22 protein-coding genes and 3 tRNA genes are annotated in these 20,281 nt (G+C 70.8%); 13 read left to right on the forward strand and 12 right to left on the reverse strand.

All coding sequences use genetic code 11. From position 1 onward, the window contains the following. Positions 1–33: 33 nt before the first annotated feature. Complete coding sequence (locus ACLBWX_RS03365) at positions 34–1,296, reverse strand: class I SAM-dependent RNA methyltransferase (protein WP_447675666.1); 1,263 nt, start codon at positions 1,294–1,296, stop codon at positions 34–36. Continuing rightward, positions 1,293–2,039 (reverse strand): TlyA family RNA methyltransferase, encoded by a 747-nt coding sequence (locus ACLBWX_RS03370; RefSeq protein ID WP_447675777.1) that lies wholly within the window; start codon positions 2,037–2,039, stop codon positions 1,293–1,295. The genes ACLBWX_RS03365 and ACLBWX_RS03370 overlap by 4 nt, the downstream gene beginning before the upstream one ends. Positions 2,040–2,291: 252 nt before the next feature. On the opposite strand from ACLBWX_RS03370, the gene ACLBWX_RS03375 reads away from it, so the two are divergent. Beyond that, the gene (locus ACLBWX_RS03375; protein ID WP_447675667.1) at positions 2,292–3,839 is read left to right on the forward strand and encodes a CYTH and CHAD domain-containing protein; all 1,548 of its coding nucleotides are present in this window, start codon (positions 2,292–2,294) and stop codon (positions 3,837–3,839) included. A gap of 18 nt (positions 3,840–3,857) precedes the next feature. On the opposite strand, the gene rlmB is transcribed toward ACLBWX_RS03375, so the two are convergent. Then, positions 3,858–4,685: a 23S rRNA (guanosine(2251)-2'-O)-methyltransferase RlmB gene (gene rlmB / locus ACLBWX_RS03380; protein WP_447675668.1), complete on the reverse strand. Its 828-nt coding sequence runs from the start codon at positions 4,683–4,685 to the stop codon at positions 3,858–3,860. 155 nt (positions 4,686–4,840) lie between these two features. On the opposite strand from rlmB, the gene ACLBWX_RS03385 reads away from it, so the two are divergent. Next, positions 4,841–4,916: transfer RNA gene (locus tag ACLBWX_RS03385), tRNA-Glu, on the forward strand. Between the two features lie 113 nt (positions 4,917–5,029). Here the strand turns inward: ACLBWX_RS03385 and ACLBWX_RS03390 are convergent. Beyond that, the gene (locus tag ACLBWX_RS03390) at positions 5,030–5,269 is read right to left on the reverse strand and encodes a hypothetical protein (RefSeq protein ID WP_447675669.1); all 240 of its coding nucleotides are present in this window, start codon (positions 5,267–5,269) and stop codon (positions 5,030–5,032) included. 437 nt (positions 5,270–5,706) lie between these two features. Between ACLBWX_RS03390 and ACLBWX_RS03395 the strand changes: the two genes are divergently transcribed. The 3 genes from ACLBWX_RS03395 to ACLBWX_RS03405 all read left to right on the forward strand — a co-directional run bounded on the left by ACLBWX_RS03395 (position 5,707) and on the right by ACLBWX_RS03405 (position 7,580). Continuing rightward, entirely contained in the window at positions 5,707–5,979 is a 273-nt protein-coding gene (locus tag ACLBWX_RS03395) for a hypothetical protein (protein ID WP_447675670.1), read from the forward strand. Between the two features lie 759 nt (positions 5,980–6,738). Further along, entirely contained in the window at positions 6,739–6,957 is a 219-nt protein-coding gene (locus ACLBWX_RS03400; RefSeq protein ID WP_447675671.1) for a DUF6894 family protein, read from the forward strand. Positions 6,958–7,313: 356 nt separating this feature from the next. Beyond that, complete coding sequence (locus ACLBWX_RS03405) at positions 7,314–7,580, forward strand: hypothetical protein (RefSeq protein WP_447675672.1); 267 nt, start codon at positions 7,314–7,316, stop codon at positions 7,578–7,580. A gap of 122 nt (positions 7,581–7,702) precedes the next feature. Here ACLBWX_RS03405 and ACLBWX_RS03410 read toward each other — a convergent pair. From ACLBWX_RS03410 to queA, 3 genes are all read right to left on the reverse strand, one after another. Next, positions 7,703–7,778: transfer RNA gene (locus tag ACLBWX_RS03410), tRNA-Lys, on the reverse strand. Between the two features lie 118 nt (positions 7,779–7,896). Further along, the gene (tgt, locus tag ACLBWX_RS03415; RefSeq protein ID WP_447675778.1) at positions 7,897–9,051 is read right to left on the reverse strand and encodes a tRNA guanosine(34) transglycosylase Tgt; all 1,155 of its coding nucleotides are present in this window, start codon (positions 9,049–9,051) and stop codon (positions 7,897–7,899) included. Between the two features lie 91 nt (positions 9,052–9,142). Continuing rightward, complete coding sequence (gene queA, locus ACLBWX_RS03420) at positions 9,143–10,228, reverse strand: tRNA preQ1(34) S-adenosylmethionine ribosyltransferase-isomerase QueA (protein WP_447675673.1); 1,086 nt, start codon at positions 10,226–10,228, stop codon at positions 9,143–9,145. 169 nt (positions 10,229–10,397) lie between these two features. Between queA and ACLBWX_RS03425 the strand changes: the two genes are divergently transcribed. From ACLBWX_RS03425 to ACLBWX_RS03445, 5 genes are all read left to right on the forward strand, one after another. Beyond that, positions 10,398–10,664, forward strand: coding sequence for a hypothetical protein (locus ACLBWX_RS03425; protein ID WP_447675674.1), 267 nt, complete (start codon positions 10,398–10,400; stop codon positions 10,662–10,664). A 119-nt stretch (positions 10,665–10,783) separates the two neighbouring features. Continuing rightward, positions 10,784–11,671: a cation diffusion facilitator family transporter gene (locus ACLBWX_RS03430; RefSeq protein ID WP_447675675.1), complete on the forward strand. Its 888-nt coding sequence runs from the start codon at positions 10,784–10,786 to the stop codon at positions 11,669–11,671. Positions 11,672–11,812: 141 nt separating this feature from the next. Then, positions 11,813–12,415 (forward strand): TetR/AcrR family transcriptional regulator, encoded by a 603-nt coding sequence (locus ACLBWX_RS03435; protein WP_447675676.1) that lies wholly within the window; start codon positions 11,813–11,815, stop codon positions 12,413–12,415. Positions 12,416–12,504: 89 nt separating this feature from the next. Next, positions 12,505–12,774, forward strand: coding sequence for a hypothetical protein (locus tag ACLBWX_RS03440; RefSeq protein WP_447675677.1), 270 nt, complete (start codon positions 12,505–12,507; stop codon positions 12,772–12,774). Positions 12,775–12,831: 57 nt separating this feature from the next. Next, a complete protein-coding gene (locus tag ACLBWX_RS03445) occupies positions 12,832–13,515 on the forward strand; it encodes a type 1 glutamine amidotransferase domain-containing protein (RefSeq protein ID WP_447675678.1) in 684 nt (227 codons plus the stop codon). A 53-nt stretch (positions 13,516–13,568) separates the two neighbouring features. On the opposite strand, the gene lipB is transcribed toward ACLBWX_RS03445, so the two are convergent. Then, positions 13,569–14,294, reverse strand: a complete 726-nt coding sequence (gene lipB, locus ACLBWX_RS03450; protein WP_447675679.1) for a lipoyl(octanoyl) transferase LipB — start codon at positions 14,292–14,294, stop codon at positions 13,569–13,571. Positions 14,295–14,374: 80 nt separating this feature from the next. On the opposite strand from lipB, the gene ACLBWX_RS03455 reads away from it, so the two are divergent. Both ACLBWX_RS03455 and ACLBWX_RS03460 read left to right on the forward strand, forming a co-directional pair. Further along, the gene (locus ACLBWX_RS03455; RefSeq protein WP_056475087.1) at positions 14,375–14,680 is read left to right on the forward strand and encodes a FliM/FliN family flagellar motor switch protein; all 306 of its coding nucleotides are present in this window, start codon (positions 14,375–14,377) and stop codon (positions 14,678–14,680) included. A 135-nt stretch (positions 14,681–14,815) separates the two neighbouring features. Continuing rightward, positions 14,816–14,900 (forward strand) — tRNA-Leu (locus ACLBWX_RS03460). Between the two features lie 124 nt (positions 14,901–15,024). Here the strand turns inward: ACLBWX_RS03460 and ACLBWX_RS03465 are convergent. Then, positions 15,025–16,158, reverse strand: coding sequence for an FAD-dependent monooxygenase (locus ACLBWX_RS03465; RefSeq protein ID WP_447675680.1), 1,134 nt, complete (start codon positions 16,156–16,158; stop codon positions 15,025–15,027). Between the two features lie 293 nt (positions 16,159–16,451). Here ACLBWX_RS03465 and ACLBWX_RS03470 point away from each other — a divergent pair, with 293 nt between their 5' ends. Then, positions 16,452–16,631, forward strand: coding sequence for a hypothetical protein (locus ACLBWX_RS03470; RefSeq protein ID WP_447675681.1), 180 nt, complete (start codon positions 16,452–16,454; stop codon positions 16,629–16,631). A gap of 145 nt (positions 16,632–16,776) precedes the next feature. Here the strand turns inward: ACLBWX_RS03470 and ribB are convergent, their stop codons facing one another. The 3 genes from ribB to ACLBWX_RS03485 all read right to left on the reverse strand — a co-directional run bounded on the left by ribB (position 16,777) and on the right by ACLBWX_RS03485 (position 20,242). Beyond that, entirely contained in the window at positions 16,777–17,853 is a 1,077-nt protein-coding gene (ribB, locus tag ACLBWX_RS03475; protein WP_447675682.1) for a 3,4-dihydroxy-2-butanone-4-phosphate synthase, read from the reverse strand. 51 nt (positions 17,854–17,904) lie between these two features. Continuing rightward, complete coding sequence (gene aroC, locus ACLBWX_RS03480; protein WP_447675683.1) at positions 17,905–19,008, reverse strand: chorismate synthase; 1,104 nt, start codon at positions 19,006–19,008, stop codon at positions 17,905–17,907. Positions 19,009–19,102: 94 nt separating this feature from the next. Further along, positions 19,103–20,242 (reverse strand): anhydro-N-acetylmuramic acid kinase, encoded by a 1,140-nt coding sequence (locus tag ACLBWX_RS03485; protein ID WP_447675684.1) that lies wholly within the window; start codon positions 20,240–20,242, stop codon positions 19,103–19,105. Positions 20,243–20,281: the final 39 nt, after the last annotated feature.

The following is a 20,281-nucleotide window of genomic DNA, read 5'->3' on the forward strand; positions in this document are numbered from 1 at the left end:
CTAAGGGCCCGCGGGGGGTTGTCGAGCGCCGGCCTACAGCCGCTTGCGCGGCGGCCTCGGGCGACGGAACACGCCGACCATCTCGAGATGGCCCGAATAGGCGAACTGGTCGACCGGAATCACCCGTTCCAGCGTGTAGCCGCCCGCCACGAGGGTGGCGGCGTCCCGCGAGAAGGTGCCGACGTCGCAGGCGACGCCGATCACCAGCGGCACCTTCGATTCGGCGATCCGGGCCGCCTGTGCGCCGGCGCCGGCCCGCGGCGGATCGAACACCACGGCATCGTAGGCGTCGAGTTCGAGGGGCAGCAGCGGGCGGCGGAACAGGTCGCGGCGCTCGGTGGTGACCCGGCGCAGGCCCGGAACCGCGCGCACCGCCCGGTCGAGGCTCTGCAGGGCGGCCGCCTCGCCCTCGACGGCATGGACGTCGCGGCTGCGCGCCATGGCGAGGCTGAACGGGCCGCTGCCGGAGAACAGGTCGACGACCCGCTTCGTCTTCTTGTCGAGGGCGCCGACCACCGCCTCGGCGAGCACGGCCTCTCCGGCGCCGGTGGCCTGGAGGAAGCCGCCGGCCGGCGGCACCAGCCGCAGACCCGAGGTCGTCACCGCCGGCGCCCGCCGCTCCACCAGCACCTCGCCGTGCAGCGACAGGCGCGCGAGGTCGAGTTCCCCCGCAAGACGCACCAGGGCGGCGCGCACGCCCTCGGCCGCGGGGCCGTGCCCGCGGATATCCACGTCGAGGCCCGCCTCCGTGGCGGTGAAGGCGACGTCGAGGGGTTTGCGGCCATGCCCCAGGGGCGCACTGAGGGCGACCGCGGCCTCGGGCGCCCGGTGCAGGGCCGGCACCGTGATCGGGCAATGGTCGATGGCGACGAGGTCGTGGCTGCGCGCCGCCATCAGGCCGGCCTGGGCCTGGCCCTCCACCGCGCGGACGTGCAGCGTGAGCCGCCGCCGCCCCTCCCCGCGGGCATCGACCACGGGTTCCGGCACCACGCCGAGCCCGGCATGGGAGAGCGCCTGGACGAGGTGGTCGCGCTTCCAGGCGGCGTAGGGCTCGGGCGCGAGGTGCTGGACGGCGCAGCCGCCGCAGGCCCCGAAATACGGGCAGAACGGCGCGATCCGGTCCGGCGAGGCCCGCTCCACCGCGACGAGGGTTCCCCGCGCGCCCGCTCGCTGGATCGTGACGCTCTCCCCCGGCAGCGCCAGGGCCACGGCGGTGCCGTCCGCGGTCAGCCCGTCCCCGCGCGCACCGAGGCGGCGGATCTCCAGGATCTCGGTCGGTGGCTGGGTTTCGGTCATGACGATGGGTCCAGGCGAGCCCCGATCAGGAACTCGCGGTTGCCGTCGCCGCCGGCGACGGGTGACGGGATCAGCCCGATGACCCGAAGGCCCGCGGCCTCGCAGGCGGCGCGGATCTCGGCGCAGACGGCGTCGTGGATCGCCGGATCGCGCACGATCCCGCCGCGCCCGACCCGGGCGCGCCCGGCCTCGAATTGCGGCTTGATCAGCGCGGCGAGGGCCGCGCCGGGCGCCAGCAGCGGCAGGATCGCCGGAAGGATCAGGCGGAGGGAGATGAAGCTGACGTCGACGGCGCAGATCTCCGGCGCCCGCGGGATCGCCGCGCGATCGAGGGCGCGGGCATCCGTGCCCTCCAGGCTCGTCACGCGGGGATCGTCCCGGAGCGAGGCGTGGAGCTGGTCGCGCCCGACATCGACGGCGTAGACATGGGCCGCGCCCCGGCCCAGCAGCGCGTCGGTGAAGCCGCCGGTCGAGGCGCCGACGTCGAGGCAGACGCGGCCGCGCGGATCGAAACCGAAGGCGTCGAGGGCGGCGACGAGCTTCAGCCCGCCGCGCGAGACGAAGGGGTGCGGGGCGGTGGCGTCGAGGCGCGCATCGCGGGCGACGAGGTCGGAGGCCCGCGCCACCGGCTGATCGTCGGCCCGGACGAGCCCCGCCGCGATGGCGGCCTGGGCGCGGGCGCGGCTCTCGAAGAGACCCCGCTCCACCAGCAGGCGGTCGGCCCTCAGCCGCTCCCGATTCATCACGACGTCCGACATGTCCCCGATCGACCGGCCCTGGGTCCGGTTTCCTCCCGCTACACCACTCGACGCGAGGGGCGAACCGAAATCGTGACGATTTCAGTCGCGCCGCCGGGCCGCCCTGCTCCATAAACATCGGCAGCGATGCCTGATTCCTCGCGGAACGGTTGCGCCGGCCGGGCCTTGACCCGATCGTGAAGGAGGCCGGAGGGTCCGTCGCGGATGACGGACCGGGGCCGAAACTTGGGACACATCATGGTCGCGCCGCGTGAGATCGAGTTGAAGCTGGAATGCGGGGGCGGCGACCTCGCCGAGCTCGGCCGGCACCCCTTCCTGCAGGCGGAAGCTCCCGAGACGTCCCACTTCCTCAGCTCGACCTACTACGACACCGCCGCCGGCGACCTGCGCGCGGCGGGGCTGACCCTGCGGGTCCGCCGCGACGGCGACACCACCCTCCAGACCGTGAAGGCCGCCGCGGCCGCGCCGGGGCTCTTCGACCGGGCGGAATGGGAAGGCCCCATCGCCGGCGACGCGCCCGACCTCGCGACGCTGTCCGAGACCCCGGTGCCGGGCGTGCTGGCGGCGGCCGAGGCGCCCAACCTCGCCCCGGCCTTCGCCACCCTGGTGCAGCGGCGCAGCCGCCAGGTGCGCTACGGCGCCTCCCAGATCGAGGTGGCCTTCGACGAGGGCCGGATCGAGACCCGCAACGGCGACGTCCCCCTGTGGGAGCTCGAACTCGAGCTCAAGGAAGGCCGGCCCGAGGACCTGTTCACCCTGGCCCAGGCGCTGGCCGAAACCGTGCCCCTGCGCCTGGGCGCCCTGAGCAAGTCGGCGCGCGGCTTCAGCCTCCTCGACGGGACCCTGCGCCGCCCGAGCAAGGCGCGGCCCGTGCGCCTCGCGCCCGAGGCGAGCGCCGGCGAGGCGTTCCGCGCCATCGCCTTCGCGTGCCTCGCGCACCTGCGCCTGAACGAGGACGTCTTCCTGCACAATCGCGACGTGGAGGCGCTTCACCAGCTCCGGGTCGCCCTGCGCCGGCTGCGTTCGGCCTTCACCCTGTTCAAGCCGGTGCTGGCGCAGGACGCGACGGCCGCGACCCTGCGCGACGAGGTCAAGCGCATCACCGAGCCCTTCGGCCATGCCCGGAACCTCGACGTGTTCCTGGCCGAGACGCTGCCGGCCGAGATGGCGAAGCGCCCCGACGAGGCCGGCCTCGACGACCTGCGCCGGCGCCTCGAAGCGGAGCGCGAGCGCGCCCATGACGGCGTGCTCGCCACCCTCGAATCGCAGGAATGGCGCGCCCTCATCCTCGACATCGCCGCCTGGCTCGAGACCGGCGCCTGGCGGACCGGGCCGGCCACGCCGGACCGGGACGGGCCGGCGAGCGATTTCGCCGCTCAGGTGCTCGACAAGGCGCTGCGCCGCATCCGCAAGCGCGGCCGCCATCTCGACCGCCTGGAGATCGAGGCGCGCCACCGCGTCCGGATCGAGGCGAAGAAGCTGCGCTACGGCGCCGAGTTCTTCGCCAGCCTCTACGCCGAGAAGAAGCTGCGCAAGCGCCACAAGGCCTTCGTCTCGGCCCTGTCGGACCTGCAGGACCACCTCGGCGCCCTCAACGACCAGGCGACGGCCCACACGGTCCTGGCCAGCCTCGTGGCGGTGCCCGACCCGCAGGAGATCCCCGGCGAGACGGCGTTCGCGGCCGGTCTCGCCGCCGGCGACACCGAGGCCGATGGCCGGAAGCTGCTGAAGGCCGCCGCCGAGGCCCATGCCGAACTCGTCGACGTCAAGCCGTTCTGGCGCTGAGGCCGGGCGGCGGCCGCCTCAGCCGCGGGGGCTGAGGGCGTAGAGGGTGATCGCGGCGGCGTTCGAGACGTTGATGCTCCGGATCTCGCCGCTGAACGGGATGCGGGCCAGCACGTCGCAATTGTCGCGGGTGCGCTGGCGCAGGCCCTTGCCCTCGGCGCCGAGCACGATCACCGCCGGGCGCTTCGGGCCGATGCTGTCCAGCGCGGTCTCGGCGTCGGAATCGAGCCCGATCCGGGTGAAGCCGCGCTTGCCGAGATCGACCAGGGCGTCGGACAGGTTGCGCACCACGATGAGCGGCACGTGCTCCAGTCCGCCGGACGCGGACTTGGCGAGCACGCCGGTGGCGCTGGGCGAGTGCCGCGCCGTGGTGATGATGCCCGCCACCCCGAAGGCGGCGGCGGTGCGCACGATCGCGCCGACATTGTGCGGGTCGGTGATCTGGTCGAGGGCGAGGAGCAGCACGTCGTCGGGCAGGTCGTCGAGGTCCGGCCCCGGCAGCGGGTCGGCCTCGAGATAGAGGCCCTGGTGCACGGCATCCGGCCCCAGCAGGGCGTTGATGGCGCTCGGCCGCACCAGTTCGGGATCGATCCGCAGCGTCCCGATCTCCTCGGTGAGCCGGATCATGGCGTTCTCGGTGGCGAGCAGCCGGTGCAGCCTGCGGCCCTCGTTGGCGAGCGCCTGCGCCACGGGATGCCAGCCGTAGAGCACGACGTGATCGCCGGAGGCCGCCGCGACGCTCGATGCGCCGCGCTGGTTCTGCGGCGGCCCGCGCCGGAAGGGGCCGCGGGAGAAACCGGGCTTGTTCGTCCTCGGCCCTGGCGGGCCGTCGCGTCGCGTCGTCATGCAGTCAGGTCCGCTCTCGGGCCGCCGATCCAGGGTGCGGGCCGCATCTCACGCCCGACAAACCGGCCGAAGCCCCGTTCGTCAAGCGGCAAACCCGCGGCGTTTCCCCGTTGCCCCCGCGCCCGAAGCCGCATATAGAACCGCTCACCGCAGCGGCGCCCTTCGTCTAGCGGTCCAGGACGTCGCCCTTTCACGGCGAAAACACGGGTTCGATTCCCGTAGGGCGCGCCACGCAACATCCCCGACATCGTTGATCCGCACTGCGCCCGCTTCCGGGCAGGGGGACGGCATGTCGCGCCGGCCCCGGCCGAAGTCGCAGCCTCGCTCCGGACGCGTCTGCGCGGCTAGACGTCGGGTCGATGCTCGCGGTCCTGGACCGTGTTCCGGAGCGCGATCTTCGCCAGCGTCTCCTTCATCGAAAGGGTGCTGTAGTTCAGGTCGATGAGGCTGCGCGCGATCAGGGCGAGGAGATGGATGGTCTTCTCCTTGTCGGACAGTTCCAGGCTGTTTTCGAGCTCGGTCAGTCCGTCCATGGCCTCCTGCCAGTCCTGGTACTCCGAACTCACGATATCGATCTTCGACATCCGGGGCTCCATACAAGTATTAATTTCGCAGTTTTTATCAATTGATATGCTCTGAACGTCTGACTGCCGGCAGGCTATGCGAATATCGTTCCAATATCCAGATTTCTGTTGGATCGTTAATGTTTCGACTTTGCCGATTTCTTGCCAGCTCAACGCGCCCTGTGTGGATAATACTCTGGACCGCTCCTGCGCTGGCCGGCGCGGACGGGACGGCTCTCGCGCGCCGTCCCTGATCCGTGTTTCGATCCGGCGCCGTTGTCGCTGCGGGTTCGGACGGAGCCTTTCGCTCTGGAATACCACCTGTCAGGGTAAGGCGTTCCACCCAGGAACACCGAGGAACACCTTTGCCCGCTGGGAGCGATCCCGGCGGGATTTTTCATGGGAACGACCACCCGGATCGGGCTGTTGCCCCGACAGTCGTTCAACTGGGAATCGCCATGATCAGAACCACCGTCCTCGCCCTCGGCGCCTCGCTCATCAGCCTCTCCGCCTGGGCGCAGCCCGCGACGGCGCCCGGGGCCGCGCCCGGTCAGCAGGGCGGCGCCGTGGTCCAGGGTCAGCCGAACACCACGGGCAACGATCCGAGCGTGTCCGTGTCGCGGGGCGCCACGGGCGCCGAGACGGCGACCACGGACTCGGCCGCCGGCGGCAATGCCAGCAAGCCGGAACAGGCCGTGCCCAATAGCAGCGCGGGCGGCAGCAGCCGCTGAGGCGATCCGCATCGACTGCGTCGGGAGACCCGTTCGGCCACGGCCGAACGGGTCTTCGCTTTCCTCACCGGCGGGCCTTCGACCGGTCGCGGCGGAGGGACGACACGGTCAGACTCGCCGCGCAGGTCTGGCGTAGCGTCTTCCGCGTCGAGGGCCGGAGAGGGTGGAGGCGAGACGGACTGCGGTGGACAGCGCGATATCGTCCCGCAGGTTCATCGTCGCGAAGGCGAATGAGGCCGATGCGCGGGACGCGGCGGGCTACATGAGTTCCGCGAAGTCGTTCGGGCCAGCGTCGCCCATGCCCGAACGTCAGCGGCCATTCGGCGCGCTCAGACGCAAACTTTCCCCATCTCTCCACCCTGAAAGGAGAGGAAAGGGAATATACTGCTAAGGACGTGTCTCGCTGTCCCTTTGGGTAGCTACCGGAATCGGCTCGCGGATAATAATCTTCGCCAGGATGCTTCGCATGTGGGCGCGGACCGTGGCCGTGTGTCCATCGCCGCCGCGTGCGTTCGATAAACTGCTGCGGTCCTGCTTAGACACCATGGCCATGACCCCTCATTGCTGATCAGCCAACGGACTGTTTCACGAAGAGTAGAGCTAGGACGATAGTCCAGACAGGACTTTCCGCTTCCGAACGTTTTAAATAAGTCCATTTTGACGCTGTGATCAAGAGGGATTTTGCGTCTTTGTGGGCTTGTAATTACTTAGTCTCCGGTGTTCGATCGGATATCAGGGAAGATGTCATAGGAGACTACATTGTCGCCGCGTTTCTTCTTCGATCTGACAGATGAACAGACTTTACTGCATGACAACGAGGGGGTTGAGGCCGATAGTCTTGATCAAGCCGTCGAGCAGGCGAAGGTCGTCGTCAATGAGATGCGTAAAGAAGGAAATCTGATCGGCGCGGGTGCAAGCTGGACCATGCATGTGAGAGACGAGGACGGCGTCGTCCGCCAGCGCATCACGATCACCTGAAGATCATCGCCGATGCAGACGTCATCCCCCGAAGTTGTCGTTCCGCCTCCGCGCGCTGCCATCTTCGGAACAACGCGGCTCCCATCGTCGGCTAAGCTTCGGCGGCGGCTTGGCCGCCGATCCCGAGATACTCGTATCTCAAACTCATCGAATGGCCGGACCGCCTGCGGCTGCATGGCGATGCAGGCCTCAGGCACGAACGGCCTGAGCGATGGGATCCGATCGAAAACCCCGACATCCTGGGCGGCGGCGGCGAGAGGTGCCGGCCCGCTCCCGGACCTGTGACGCCGCGCGGGGAAACGCGCCGCCCCCCCCGGCGGTTACCGTTCGGAATCGTCCCGAATTGCCGAGCGCCCATGACGCCAAGCCTGACACCTGTCGCTCTCGCCGGCGCCTTCGTGGTCGGTTGCGTCGCCATCCGGGCGCTCCAACGCTGGGCGGACCTCGTCCTGTTCGGACTCGCCTGGATCTTCGCCGCCGTCGTCCTCCTGCTCCTCGCCGAGATCGCGGTGAACCACCAGCCTCCTTCCGCAGGCCACACTGGCACCGGACCGATCCCGAGCGGCACGGCGGCGGCGCCGGTCGCGCCGGCCGAGCGAACCGCCCTGGAGTTCGGTGACTGAGCGGAGCCTCGCGACCTCGCCCTGGCTAAAAGGTGCGGGCGGGCACGGCCCTGGGGCCGGCGGGACCTGCGTCGTGTCGCGGATCCGCGTGGTGCCGGATCGTCGGGACTGCCGAAGGCAAATGGTGAGCGCGCTGGGGCTCGAACCCAGGACCTACAGATTAAAAGTCCGTTGCTCTACCAACTGAGCTACGCGCTCGCGTGCGATGGGGCCTCGTGCCTCTGGTGGCCGGCCTGCATCGTACGGCGTGGCTCGCAATAGGGGGTCGGCGGTATGGGGTCAACCGGCTTCCCGGTCGTCCCCGGGGGACGGAGCCTCAGGGCGCGGCGCGCTCGGCCTCGGCCCGCGCCCAGGCCGCGCGGGTCTCGTCGCAGAAGTCGGCGAGGCGGCCCTGCGCGATCGCGGCGCGCAGGCCCGCCATGAGGTCCTGGTAGTAGGACAGGTTGTTCCAGGTCAGCAGCATCATGCCCAGGATCTCGTCGCTGCGCACGAGATGGTGCAGGTAGGCCCGGGAATAGTCGCGGGCCGCCGGGCAGGCGGAGGCCTCGTCGAGGGGACGGGTGTCCTCGGCGTGGCGGGCATTGCGCAGGTTGATCCGGCCGTGCCGGGTGTAGGCGAGGCCGTGGCGGCCGGCGCGGGTCGGCATCACGCAGTCGAACATGTCGATGCCCCGGGCCACCGAGCGCATCAGGTCGTCCGGGGTGCCGACGCCCATGAGGTAGCGCGGCTTCGTCGCGGGCAGGTGCGGCTCCACGGTCTCGATCATCGCCAGCATCACGTCCTGCGGTTCGCCGACCGCGAGGCCGCCGATGGCGTAGCCCTTGAGGTCGAGATCGACGAGGGCGCGGGCGCTCTCCACCCGCAGGGCGGGCACGTCGCCGCCCTGGACGATGCCGAACATCGCCTTGCCGGCCTGGGTGCCGAAGGCCACCCGGCAGCGCTCGGCCCAGCGCAGGGACAGGTGCATCGCCTTCTCGATGGCGGCGTGGTCGGCCGGCAGGCGGACGCATTCGTCGAGCTGCATCTGGATGTCCGAGCCGAGCAGGCCCTGGATCTCGATGGAGCGTTCCGGGCTCATGTGATGGGTCGAGCCGTCCACGTGGGAGCGGAAGGTGACGCCCTGCTCGTCGAGCTTGCGCAGCGCGGAGAGCGACATGACCTGGAACCCGCCGGAATCGGTGAGGATCGGGTGCGGCCAGTTCATGAATCGATGCAGGCCGCCGAGCCGCGCCATGCGCTCGGGGCCGGGCCGCAGCATGAGGTGGTAGGTGTTGCCCAGGACCACGTCGGCCCCGAGCTCGCGCACCTGCCCCGGATACATCGCCTTGACGGTGGCCGCGGTGCCGACCGGCATGAAGGCCGGCGTCCGGATGGTCCCGCGGGGCATCGTGATCGCGCCGGTGCGCGCCGCCCCGTCGGTGGCGTCGACGCGGAAGCCGAATTCGGCGGGCGGCGGAGCGGGCTCGGACATGACGGTGCGCTCGGACATCACGGTGTGCTCGGACATGGGCGTCGTCTTAGGACCTGCGGCCGTTTCGAGGCAAACCCTCAGGGGGCGGGCCTCAGCCGCGCTCCGGGAACAGCAGGCTGGAATCGCCGTAGGAGTAGAAGCGGTAGCCCGCCGCGATGGCGTGCGCATAGGCCGCTCGCATGGTCTCCAGGCCCGAGAAGGCCGAGACCAGCATGAACAGGGTCGAGCGCGGCAGGTGGAAATTGGTCATCAGGGCGTCGACCGCGCGGATGCGGGTGCCCGGGGTGATGAAGATCTCGGTCCGCCCGGCGAAGGGATGAAGCCGCCCCGCGGCATCGGCCGCGCTCTCCAGGAGGCGTAGGGCCGTGGTGCCGACGGCGACGATGCGCCCGCCCCGCGCCCGCACGGCGTTGAGGGCCTCGGCGGTCCCGGCGTCGAGACGGCCGATCTCGGCATGCATGCGGTGGTCGGCGGTGTCGTCGGCCTTCACCGGCAGGAAGGTGCCGGCGCCCACGTGCAGGGTCACGGTGTGGCGTGCGATCCCGGCGGCATCGAGCTCGGCCAGCATCGCCTCGGAGAAGTGCAGGCCGGCGGTGGGCGCCGCGACTGCGCCGGGCTCGCGGGCATAGACGGTCTGATAGTCGGTGGCGTCCTGCGCGTCGGTGGCGCGCTTGGCCGCGATGTAGGGCGGCAGCGGCAGGTCGCCGATGGCGGCGACGGCCTCGTCCAGGGCGGGCCCCGCGAGATCGAAGCGCAGGGTGATCTCGCCCCCCTCCCCCTTCGCGGCGATGGTGGCGTCGAGGCCGCCGAGCGCGCAGGGTTCGCTGGCGCCGTGACGGCCGAAGCTGACCCGGTCGCCGGGCGCCAGGCGCTTGCCCGGCCGGGCGAAGGCGCGCCAGGTATCCGCCGCCTCCCGCAGGTGCAGCATCGCTTCCATGCGCAGGCCCGGCGAGCCCGTGCGGTGGCGCAGGCCGGCGAGGCGGGCCGGGATCACCCGGGTGTCGTTGAAGACCAGGGCGTCGCCCCGGCGCAGGAGCTGCGCGAGGTCGCGCACCCGCCGGTCCTCCAGGCCCTCGCCGGGCCGGACCACGAGAAGACGCCCGGCGTCGCGGGGCACCGGGGGCCGCAGGGCGATACTGGTTTCGGGCAGTTCGAAATCGAAGAGATCGACGCGCATGCCGCGCCAACTGCATGGTTTGCCGGCGCGGATCAATGGTCCGGAACCTGCAGGCCACCGGGCGGTTCGAACATCCGGCCCGGCCATCGCGCGCGCCGACTAGATTCGGCGACCTCAGGTTGCGATAGTCGGACCGGAGCAGCGAGCGTTCGAGGCAGGAGAGCGAGGCATGAGCGACGGGATCACCCGGCCGGTGCGGCCGGGCCGCGTCACCCTGGATGGACAGCTGGTGTCGTACTGGGAGCGCGAGGCGAAGCGCCTGGAAGCCCTGGCCGGCGCCGCGCGCTGGAACTGGAGCGCCCGGAGCCTCCGGCGCAAGGCCGAGCGCGCCCGGGCGGAGGGCGCGCGCTTCGCCGCCCGCGAGGCGGGGCGCCGATCCCCGGCGGCGGATGCGTCCCCTGCGCCGGATGGACCGGAGACGGCCGGGCCGGCATAGCCCCGGCTCAATCGTTCAGCGACGGGTTCAACCTTTGCCGTGGCCTTGGCGTGGGCGCGGGCGCTATGGCCCGGCCACCGGGCGGCACCGCTCCGTCCGGGTCGAGACCGGACGTCGTGATGGACCGCACCCAGAAAGCCGCCCTCCTGAGCGCCGGCCTCGGCGCCCTGGTGATGGGGCTCAAATTCGCCGCCTACTGGGTCACCGGCAGCCTCGCGCTGTACTCGGACGCCCTGGAGAGCATCATCAACGTGGTGGCGGCGGTGTTCGCCCTCGTCGCCCTGCGGGTCGCCGCCCGCCCGGCCGATGCCGACCACCCCTACGGCCATCACAAGGCCGAGTACTTCTCCGCCGTGATCGAGGGCGCGCTGATCATCGTGGCGGCGATCCTGATCTTGCGGGAATCCTTCCACGGCCTCCTCGATCCCAAGGCCCTCGACGCCCCGCTGACCGGCCTCCTCGTCAACCTCGTCGCCACGGCGATCAACGGCGCCTGGGCGATGATCCTCCTGCGGCGGGGCCGGGCGTGGCGTTCCCCCGCCCTCGTGGCGGATGCGCGCCACGTCATGGCCGACGTCGTCACCTCCGGCGGCGTCCTCGTCGGCGTCGCCCTGGTGGCGGTCACCGGCTACGCGATCCTCGATCCGCTCATCGCCGGGCTGGTCGCCCTCAACATCCTGTGGTCCGGCTGGGGCATGATCCGCGATTCGGTGAGCGGGCTGATGGACAAGGCGGCGCCGAGCGAGATGGTGGCGCAGATCCGCGAACTCATCTCGACCCACAGCACCGGCGCCCTCGAAGCCCACGACGTCCGCACCCGCCACGCGGGCCAGGCCACCTTCATCGACTTCCACCTCGTGGTGCCGGGCACGATGACGGTGCAGGATTCGCACGCGATCTGCGACCGGCTCGAACAGGCGATCGAGACCGCCATCGAAGGCTCGGTGGTGGTCATCCACGTCGAGCCGGGCGAGCATGCCAAGGGTCGGGGCGTCCCGGTGATCTAGCGGACGAAGCGTCGGTCCGGTCGTGGCCGATCCCACGGGGCTCCTTTACGTCCACCGCGCCGGATCACCCCGAGAAGCAGCCGGTGAGAAGGTTTCCCTCCGCCACTAGACGACCGGTCTAATTCAGATTATATCGGCGTCATGGCACAGGCGAACGGCAACACCGATGTTCGGCAAGGCATTCTCGAGACGGCCCACCGCATCGTGGGCGCGAAGGGATTTTCCGGCGTCGGCCTCAACGAGATCCTGGCCGCCGCGCGAGTCCCGAAGGGATCGTTCTACCATTATTTCGGCTCGAAGGAGGCCTTCGGCGAAGCGTTGCTGGCGGACTACTTCGAGGCGTACCTCGCCGATATCGACGCCACCCTGGCGGAGCCGGGCCGCACCCATGCCGAGCGCCTGATGACCTACTGGCGCAAGTGGCAGGCGACCCAGGGCAGCATCGATCATCAACGCAAGTGCCTGGCCGTGAAGCTGGCCGCCGAGGTGTCGGACCTGTCCGAGCCGATGCGCCTGGCGCTCAAGGCCGGGACGGCGGGAATTCTCGAGCGGGTGACCCGAGCCATCGAGGCCGGGGTGACGGACGGGTCTCTGCAGGTCGAGGGCCGCGCCCGGGATGTTGCCGAGACGCTCTATCATCTCTGGCTCGGTGCGAGCCTCATGGCGAAGATCGAGCGTTCCGACGCGCCGTTCGAGGCCGCGATGGTCACGACCCGACGGATCCTCAATCCGCATCCGGCCTGATCGCCTGGGCCGGGATGAACATCGGCACTTCGGCCCGCCGGTCTTTAAGACGACCGGTCTACTCAATTGCTGCGACCCAGGACAATCGAATGCGTATTCAACCCACCCACGCCGTCGCGCCCTACTTTCTGCTCGCCGAACTCGGAGCCGCCCTGTTCGGGGGCTTGACCGCTGTGGCCGGGGGCTTGGCCGCCGTGGCCGGCGAGCGCATCACCCTGGAGGTGATCGGCGCCGTCCGCATGGTGGCGCCGGACGCGGACCGCCGGTCCGCCGCCTCATCGCAACGACCGGAAGTCCGGCCCCTTCGTGGGACGATGGCGGAGCGCACCGACGCCGCGGTCTGGTCCGTCCGGCACTGACGCGCGGCCGAACCGACCCTTCCCGGCACCCGATTTTTTCACGGACGGAGAACACCCATGAAGATCCTGATGGTCCTGACCTCGCACGACACTCTCGGTGACACCGGCCGGAAGACCGGCTTCTGGCTGGAGGAACTCGCCGCCCCCTACTACGTGTTCAAGGATGCGGGCGCCGAGGTGGTGCTGGCCTCGCCCAGGGGCGGCCGCCCGCCCCTCGACCCCAAGAGCAACGAATCGGGCTTCCAGACGGACCTGACCCGGCGCTTCGAGGCCGACGCCGAGGCCAACGCGGTCCTGTCGGACACGACCCGGCTCGACGGCGTGAGCCATGACGGCTTCGATGCCGTGTTCTATCCCGGCGGCCATGGTCCGCTCTGGGACCTGGCCGAGGATCCGACGTCGGTGCGCCTGATCGAGAGCACGCTCCGGGCCGGCAAGCCCGTGACCCTCGTCTGCCACGCCCCCGGTGTGCTGCGCCACGCGAAGACTCCCGACGGGGCGGCGCTCGTTTCGGGCAAGTCCGTCACCGGCTTCACCAACACGGAGGAAGAGGCCGTCGGCCTGACCGAAATCGTTCCCTTCCTCGTCGAGGACGAGCTCAAGCGGAACGGCGGTACCTTCTCCAAGGCGGGCGACTGGGAGCCGTACGTGGTCGCGGACGGTCTGCTGATCACTGGGCAGAACCCGGCGTCCTCCGGCCCTGCGGCCGAGCGCCTGCTCGCGCTGCTCGCGAGCGCCTGACCCGCCCGGAAAGCGCGAGCGGCGAAGAGGTCGGCGGGGCGCCGGCGGTCGGATCAGTCGACCGACACCGTCGCGCCGAAGATCTCCTCGAAGGCGGAGCGCAGCTGCATGTCGACCTCGGCCATCGAGACGAGGTGGCCGAGGTCGACGAGGCTCGTGACGCCGTGGCCGGCGATGCCGCAGGGCACGATGCCGGAGAAGTGCGCCAGGTCGGGTTCCACGTTGAGGCTGATGCCGTGGAAGCTGACCCAGCGCCGGACGCGGATGCCGATGGCGGCGATCTTGTCCTCGACGCCGACGCCCCGCTCCGGCCGCCGGACCCAGACTCCGACCCGGTCCTCCCGCCGCTCGCCGCGGACGTTGAAGGCCTCCAGGGTCGCGATGATCCAGGCTTCCAGGGCGGCCACGTAGGCGCGCAGGTCCCGGCGCCGCCGGTCGAGGTCGAGCATCACGTAGGCCACGCGCTGTCCCGGGCCGTGATAGGTGTATTGCCCGCCGCGCCCGGTCCGATGTACGGGAAAGCGCTCCGGCTCGACGAGGTCGGCCGCCTGCGCCGAGGTCCCGGCCGTGTAGAGCGGCGGATGCTCCAGGAGCCAGACGAGTTCCGGCGCCTCGCCCGCCGCGATGGCCTCGGCCCGCGCCTCCATGGCGGCCACGGCCTCCGCGTAGGGAACGGGCGCGTCGCTGATCCGCCACGCGACCGGCGCCGAGCCGGCCTCGGCTCGAAAGTCCCCCGACGGGAGCGCCAGCCGGGCGGCGGTTATGGTTTCGTTTACCAAGACTTCACCATCGCGCGTGGAAGGTGGACGGAAGGGCGGGCGCCGCGTCGCGCGTCGCCCCGGAACGAGGGACGGGTCGCGTGGCGGTTTTCGAAGACCTGAAGGTCGATCTCAAGGTGGTGCTCGGACGCAGTCACATGCCCCTGCACATGCTGCTGCGCATGGGCCGCGGCGCCGTGATCGAACTCGAATCCACCGAATCCGATATGGTCGAGATTCTCGCCAACGACCACCCGATCGCCCGCGGCCAGATCGTGGTGACCGGCAACCGCATCTCCGTGGAGATCACCGAGTTGATCCGGAAGGCCGAAGTGGTGCGCCTCGCGGGCGTGACCATCGGCGAGGGCGCGGTGCCGGTCCTCGAAGGCGGCGTCGATTTCCTCTGATCCCGCCCTCGCGACGCTTGTCGGACGGAAATCCGTCTGTTATTGGCTGCGCCGCGCCCCGAGAGATCGGCCGCCGCAGCCGAGGGAGACAGCATCTCCGGGCTCGGTGACCGACGCGAACGGTGTGTTGACGATGCGGCCATGGCGGAATTGGTAGACGCGCTAGCTTGAGGTGCTAGTCCTGCAAGGGGTGGAGGTTCGAGTCCTCTTGGCCGCACCAACTCAACGGAGTTGGTGTTCCCCTCTGAACTGACGAGGCCGCTACCAGGCCTCCCGAACGTCCCCCGATATTTCCGGCGAGACCGCCCCGCGGAGGGCCGGCGAACACGCCATCCGGCGTTCGCTCAGGCCTGGACCGCCAGACGAAGCGGTTCGTAGGTGGCGCGGTAGTTGCGCGGACCGATCACCGGCAGCAGCAGGTTGCGCGCCCAGTCCGGCATCGTCGCCGTGCGCGACAGGCGATCGGTCATGGCCTGGACATGGGCGACCCGGGGCCGGCGCAGGGCCTCGTAGGCGGGGCCGATGCCGTTCCGGTCCCCTCCCCCCGACAACAAGCCGGCCAGCACCAGCGCGTCCTCGAGGGCCAGCGCCGCGCCCTGGGCCCAGACCGGCGCGGTGGCATGGGCGGCGTCGCCGATCAGGAGGACGCGGCCCCGGGTCCAGTGCGCGCCCCGAACTTCCTCGAGCGGAGAGTGATGGATCGCGTCGGGACGCGACAGGACCCGGTCCAGGGTGGCCTGGACAGGCTGCGGAAACCGATCGAACACCCGGCGCACCGCTGCGAGATCGCGGCCGGCGGCATCTGCCGCACCCACCGAAACCCAGCCGTAGACCTCGTCCCGGTCCACCGGGATGAGCAGGAAGAGGGCGCCGGCGCCGGCCCAGAGCGTCCAGGCGTCGAGCCCCGGATTCGGTGCCATGAAGCGCCAGCTCGCCTGACCCAGGAGCGCAGGGCTGGGCGCGGTCGCGCCGAACACGGACCGCCTGACCGCCGAGTGCACGCCGTCGGCGCCGACGAGCCAGCCGCCCCGCTCGGCCCTGCCATCGGCGAGCTCCACGCTCACGTCTCCGGCACTCTGGTGGACGGCGGCGATCGCGCGCCCCCGGCGCACGGCGTCCGCGGGCAGTCCATCCGCCAGGAGACGCAGGAGATCGCCGCGGCGCACGCAGCGCGGCTGCGCGGGAGCGCCCCAGAACGCTTCCTCGTCGACGGCGAACAGCCGACGGCCACGCTCCGTGCGATACTCCCGGCGCCGGATGGGAGATCCGATCTGTCCGAGCGCGTCGGCCAGACCGAGCTGTCGCAGGGCCTGCACCGCATTGCCCGGCAGATTGATGGCGAGGCCGGCTTCGGTCGTGTCCACCCGCCGCTCCAGGATCAGCGCGGGTACGCCGCGCCGGTGCAGCGCCCGCGCCATCGCCAGCCCGGCGATGCCGCCGCCGGCAATGAGAACGCGGTTCGTCGCCTCGTCCGCCATGAAGTCTCCCAAGATAGGTCGGCCTGGATCACGTCGACGGTGAAAGTGTCACGAAGGCATCCCGGTCGGGCCCGTCACAATGTTGCCGGGTCAGGGAACCGGATGCGGTGGCGGACCTTCAGAAACCGCGGCCTTGTTCGGCCCGCTGCTTGCTACGTCCCGGGGCACGCGGCGCCGGGCGCGGAACGCTCCGCGCGCGCTTCTCGGCCTCATGGTGAACGAAAGTGGGTTCCATCCCGGGCATTTCTACGTAGGACTGACGTGGAAGCTCGTCGAGCGGTGAGGGAAACGGGATGCGGTTGATCGACGACGTGGATGCGACGGGAGCCCGGAGAATCCGCCGGAACGCCTACATCTGGTACCGCTTCACCATCCTGGCGGTACGCGAGATCCTGACCCGTCGCGACACCCTGCACGAGCGCCCCAGACCGCAGCCGCGCCGCCTGTCCTGGTCGAGCGGTCCCAAGGCGTGAGCCGTCTCTTGGCCAAGGCGTGAGCCCTCTCTTGGCCAGGGCGTAAACAGTCCCGTGGCCAAAGCGGCTGGGAGGCCCCGGGCCTCGCAGCCGTCCGACGTCGCGGGCACAGCGCGCCGCGTTCCCCCGGGCGTCGAAGGGCGGCTCAGCCTTCCAGCCGCTCGTCGCCGAGAAACTCGATTCCGAAGCCGGACAGGCCGACATAGGCCCGCGAGGACGTCGCGAGGTTACGGATCGACGAGATGCCGAGGTCGCGCAGAATCTGCGCCCCGAGGCCGACCTCGCGCCATTGCGCGACGCGCTGGGCTTCCGAGCCCTCCTCCGCGACCGGCTTCACGGGCACCCCCGCCGTGCCGTCGCGCAGGTAGACCAGAACGCCGCGGCCTTCCTGCGCGAACCGCCGCATCACCGCTTCGATCTGGCGTCCGCCCTCGATGACGTCGGCCACCACGTTGGAGCGGTGCAGGCGCACCAGCACGTTCGTGCCGTCGCCGATGCGGCCATGGACGAAGGCGAATTGCTGCACGGTCTCGAAGGGCGTCGTGTAGGCGTAGCCCGTCATCTCGCCGAACTCGGTCTTGACCGGGAAGCTGGAGACCCGCTCCACCAGGGTCTCGCGCGCCTGCCGATAGGCGATGAGATCGGCGACCGAGACGCGCCTGAGGTTGTGCAAATCCGAAAAGGCCGTGATCTGCGGCCCCTTCATCACGGTGCCGTCGTCGTTGGCGAGTTCGCAGATCACGCCCACCGGCGGCAGGCCCGCGAGCTTGCACAGGTCGACGGCCGCCTCGGTGTGGCCGGAGCGCATGAGCACGCCGCCGTCCTTGGCGATGAGCGGGAAGACGTGCCCGGGGCGGACGAAGTCGTCCTCGCCCATGTTGCCGTTGGCCAGCGCCCGCACCGTGTTGCAGCGCTGCTCGGCCGAGATTCCGGTGGTGAGCCCGTGCTTGACGTCCACCGTCACCGTGAAGGCGGTGCCCAGCGGCGCGTCGTTCGAGGCCACCATCGGGTCGAGGCGCAGGCGCCGGGCCTCGGCCCGGGTCAGGGGCGCGCAGACGATGCCGCAGGTGTTGCGGACGATGAAGGCCATCTTCTCCGGCGTGCAGAGGGAGGCCGCGACGACGAGATCGCCCTCGTTCTCGCGGTCGTCGTCATCGGTGACGACGACGATCTCGCCGCGGGCATAGGCCTCGATGGCCTGCGTGACATGGGTGTGGGGCACGGGCTGTCTCTTGGCGTTTCGCGGATCGGATGACGGCGGGCGCTGGCGGGATCAGTCCCGCGCGCCGACCTGTCCCCGATGGCGCAGATAGTGATCGGCGAGGACGCACGCCATCATGGCCTCGGCCACCGGCACGGCGCGGATGCCGACGCAGGGGTCGTGGCGGCCCTTGGTGACGAGGTCGACGTCGCGGTTGTCCCGCGTCACGCTCATGCGCGGGGTGAGGATCGACGAGGTCGGCTTCACGGCGAAGCGGCAGACCACCGGCTGGCCGGTGGAGATGCCGCCGAGCACGCCGCCGGCATGGTTGGCGAGGAAGGTCGGTGCGCCGGCATTGCCCGAGCGCATCTCGTCGGCGTTCTCCTCGCCCCGGAGGGCGGCGGAGGCGAATCCGTCGCCGATCTCGACGCCCTTCACGGCGTTGATCGACATCATCGCGGCGGCGAGATCGGCGTCGAGCTTGCCGTAGATCGGCGCGCCGAGGCCGGGGGGCACCCCTTCGGCCACGACCTCGATCACCGCGCCCACCGAAGAGCCGTCCTTGCGGATGCCGTCGAGGTATTCCTCGTAAAAGCGCGCCGTCTCGGGGTCCGGGCAGAAGAACGGGTTGGCGTTCACCGCCTCCCAGTCCCAGCGGGAACGGTCGATGGCGTGCGGACCCATCTGGACCAGGGCGGCGCGAATGGTGACGCCGGCCGGCAGGACCTTGCGGGCGACGGCGCCGGCCGCCACCCGCGCGGCGGTCTCGCGGGCCGAGGAACGGCCGCCGCCGCGGTAGTCCCGGATGCCGTACTTGGCGTCGTAGGCGTAATCGGCGTGTCCCGGCCGGTAGCTGTCTCGGATCTCGGAATAATCCTTCGAGCGCTGGTCGGTGTTCTCGATCTCCAGGGCGATCGGGGTGCCGGTGGTCAGCTGGACGCCGCCGGTGCGGTCGTCGGCGAACACGCCCGAGAGGATGCGGACCCGGTCGGGCTCGCGCCGCTGGGTGGTGAAGCGCGACTGGCCCGGCTTGCGCCGGTCGAGTTCCGCCTGGATGTCCTCCGCCGACAGGGGCAGGCCGGGCGGGCAGCCGTCGACGACGCAGCCGAGGGCGACCCCGTGGCTCTCGCCGAAGGTGGTGACGCGAAACAGGTGTCCGAACGTATTGTGCGACATGGCGCCCCCGCTCTAGCGCGGGTTTGGTCCGAGGGCCAGCGCGCGGCCATGCGCCGGGCCGGGAGCGACCGTGCGCCAGGACACGCGCCGCGTCTCAGGCATCGGGCCGCGCCAGAACGCCGCCCGTCGTCGGCTCGCGCACGCCCGTGGTCGACGGGAAGGTGATCGGCAGGCCTTTCAGCGAGCGCACCGCGAGATGCGCGAAGGCCTGCGCCTCCAGGTAGGCCGAGGACCAGCCGATGGCATCCGCCGTCGTGATCTCGGCGCGCAGGTGGTAGTTCAGCAGCCGGACGAGCTCGCCGTTGCGGGCGCCGCCGCCGGCCACGATCCAGCGCGCCGGGATCTCCGGGGCGTGGTCGAGGGCGCGGGCCACCGCCCGGGCGGTGAAGGCGGTCAGCGTCGCGGCGCCGTCCTCGGTGGAGAGCTGGCCCGCCAGCTTGTGGGAGAACCAGTTCCGGTCCAGCGATTTCGGCGGGCGCCGGGCGAAGAACGGGTGGATCAGCAGCCAGGCCAGCAGCGGCTCGTCGGGGCGCCCGCGGGCGGCGGTGCGGCCGCCGTCGTCGAGGGGGCGTCCGGTGCGCTCGCGCATCCAGTCGTCGATCAACGCGTTGCCCGGCCCCGTGTCGAAGGCGATGACGTCGCCGTTCGCGGACAGGAGGGTGGCGTTGGCGACGCCGCCGATGTTGAGGATGCCGAGAGCGCCCTCGAAGCCGGAGGCGCGGGCGAGCGCCTGGTGGAACACCGGCACCAGGGGCGCCCCCTGCCCGCCCGCCACCACGTCGGCATGGCGCAGGTCCGACACCACCGCGATCCCGAGGCGCCGGCTGAGCGCCGCGCCGTCGCCGATCTGCACGCTCATGCGCTGGTCCGGGCGGTGCACCACGGTCTGGCCGTGGAAGCCGATCACATCGATATCGGCCGGCGAGAGGCCGTTGGCGGCGAGGAAACTCTCCACCGCCTCGGCATGGGCGGCGGTGACGAAGGCCTCGGCCTCGGCGAGGCAGCCCGGCCGGTCCTCGCGGGCGGTGACCCCCTCCGAATCCACCAGCGCCTGGCGCAGCAGCGCCCGGTCCTCCTCGGTGTAGCCCCGGTAACCCGTCGGCCCGAGGGGTTCGAGGTAGCCGTTGTGGCTCTGGACCACGCGCACCGTCTCGCCGTCGGTCTCGATCAGGGCGACGTCGACACCGTCGAGGGAGGTGCCGCTCATCAGTCCGATCGCGCGCATCATCGTCATGGTGCCCTCTCCGGGCCTCGATGCCCGTGCCTTCCGTCC

The organism is Methylobacterium sp. M6A4_1b, from assembly GCF_053345175.1.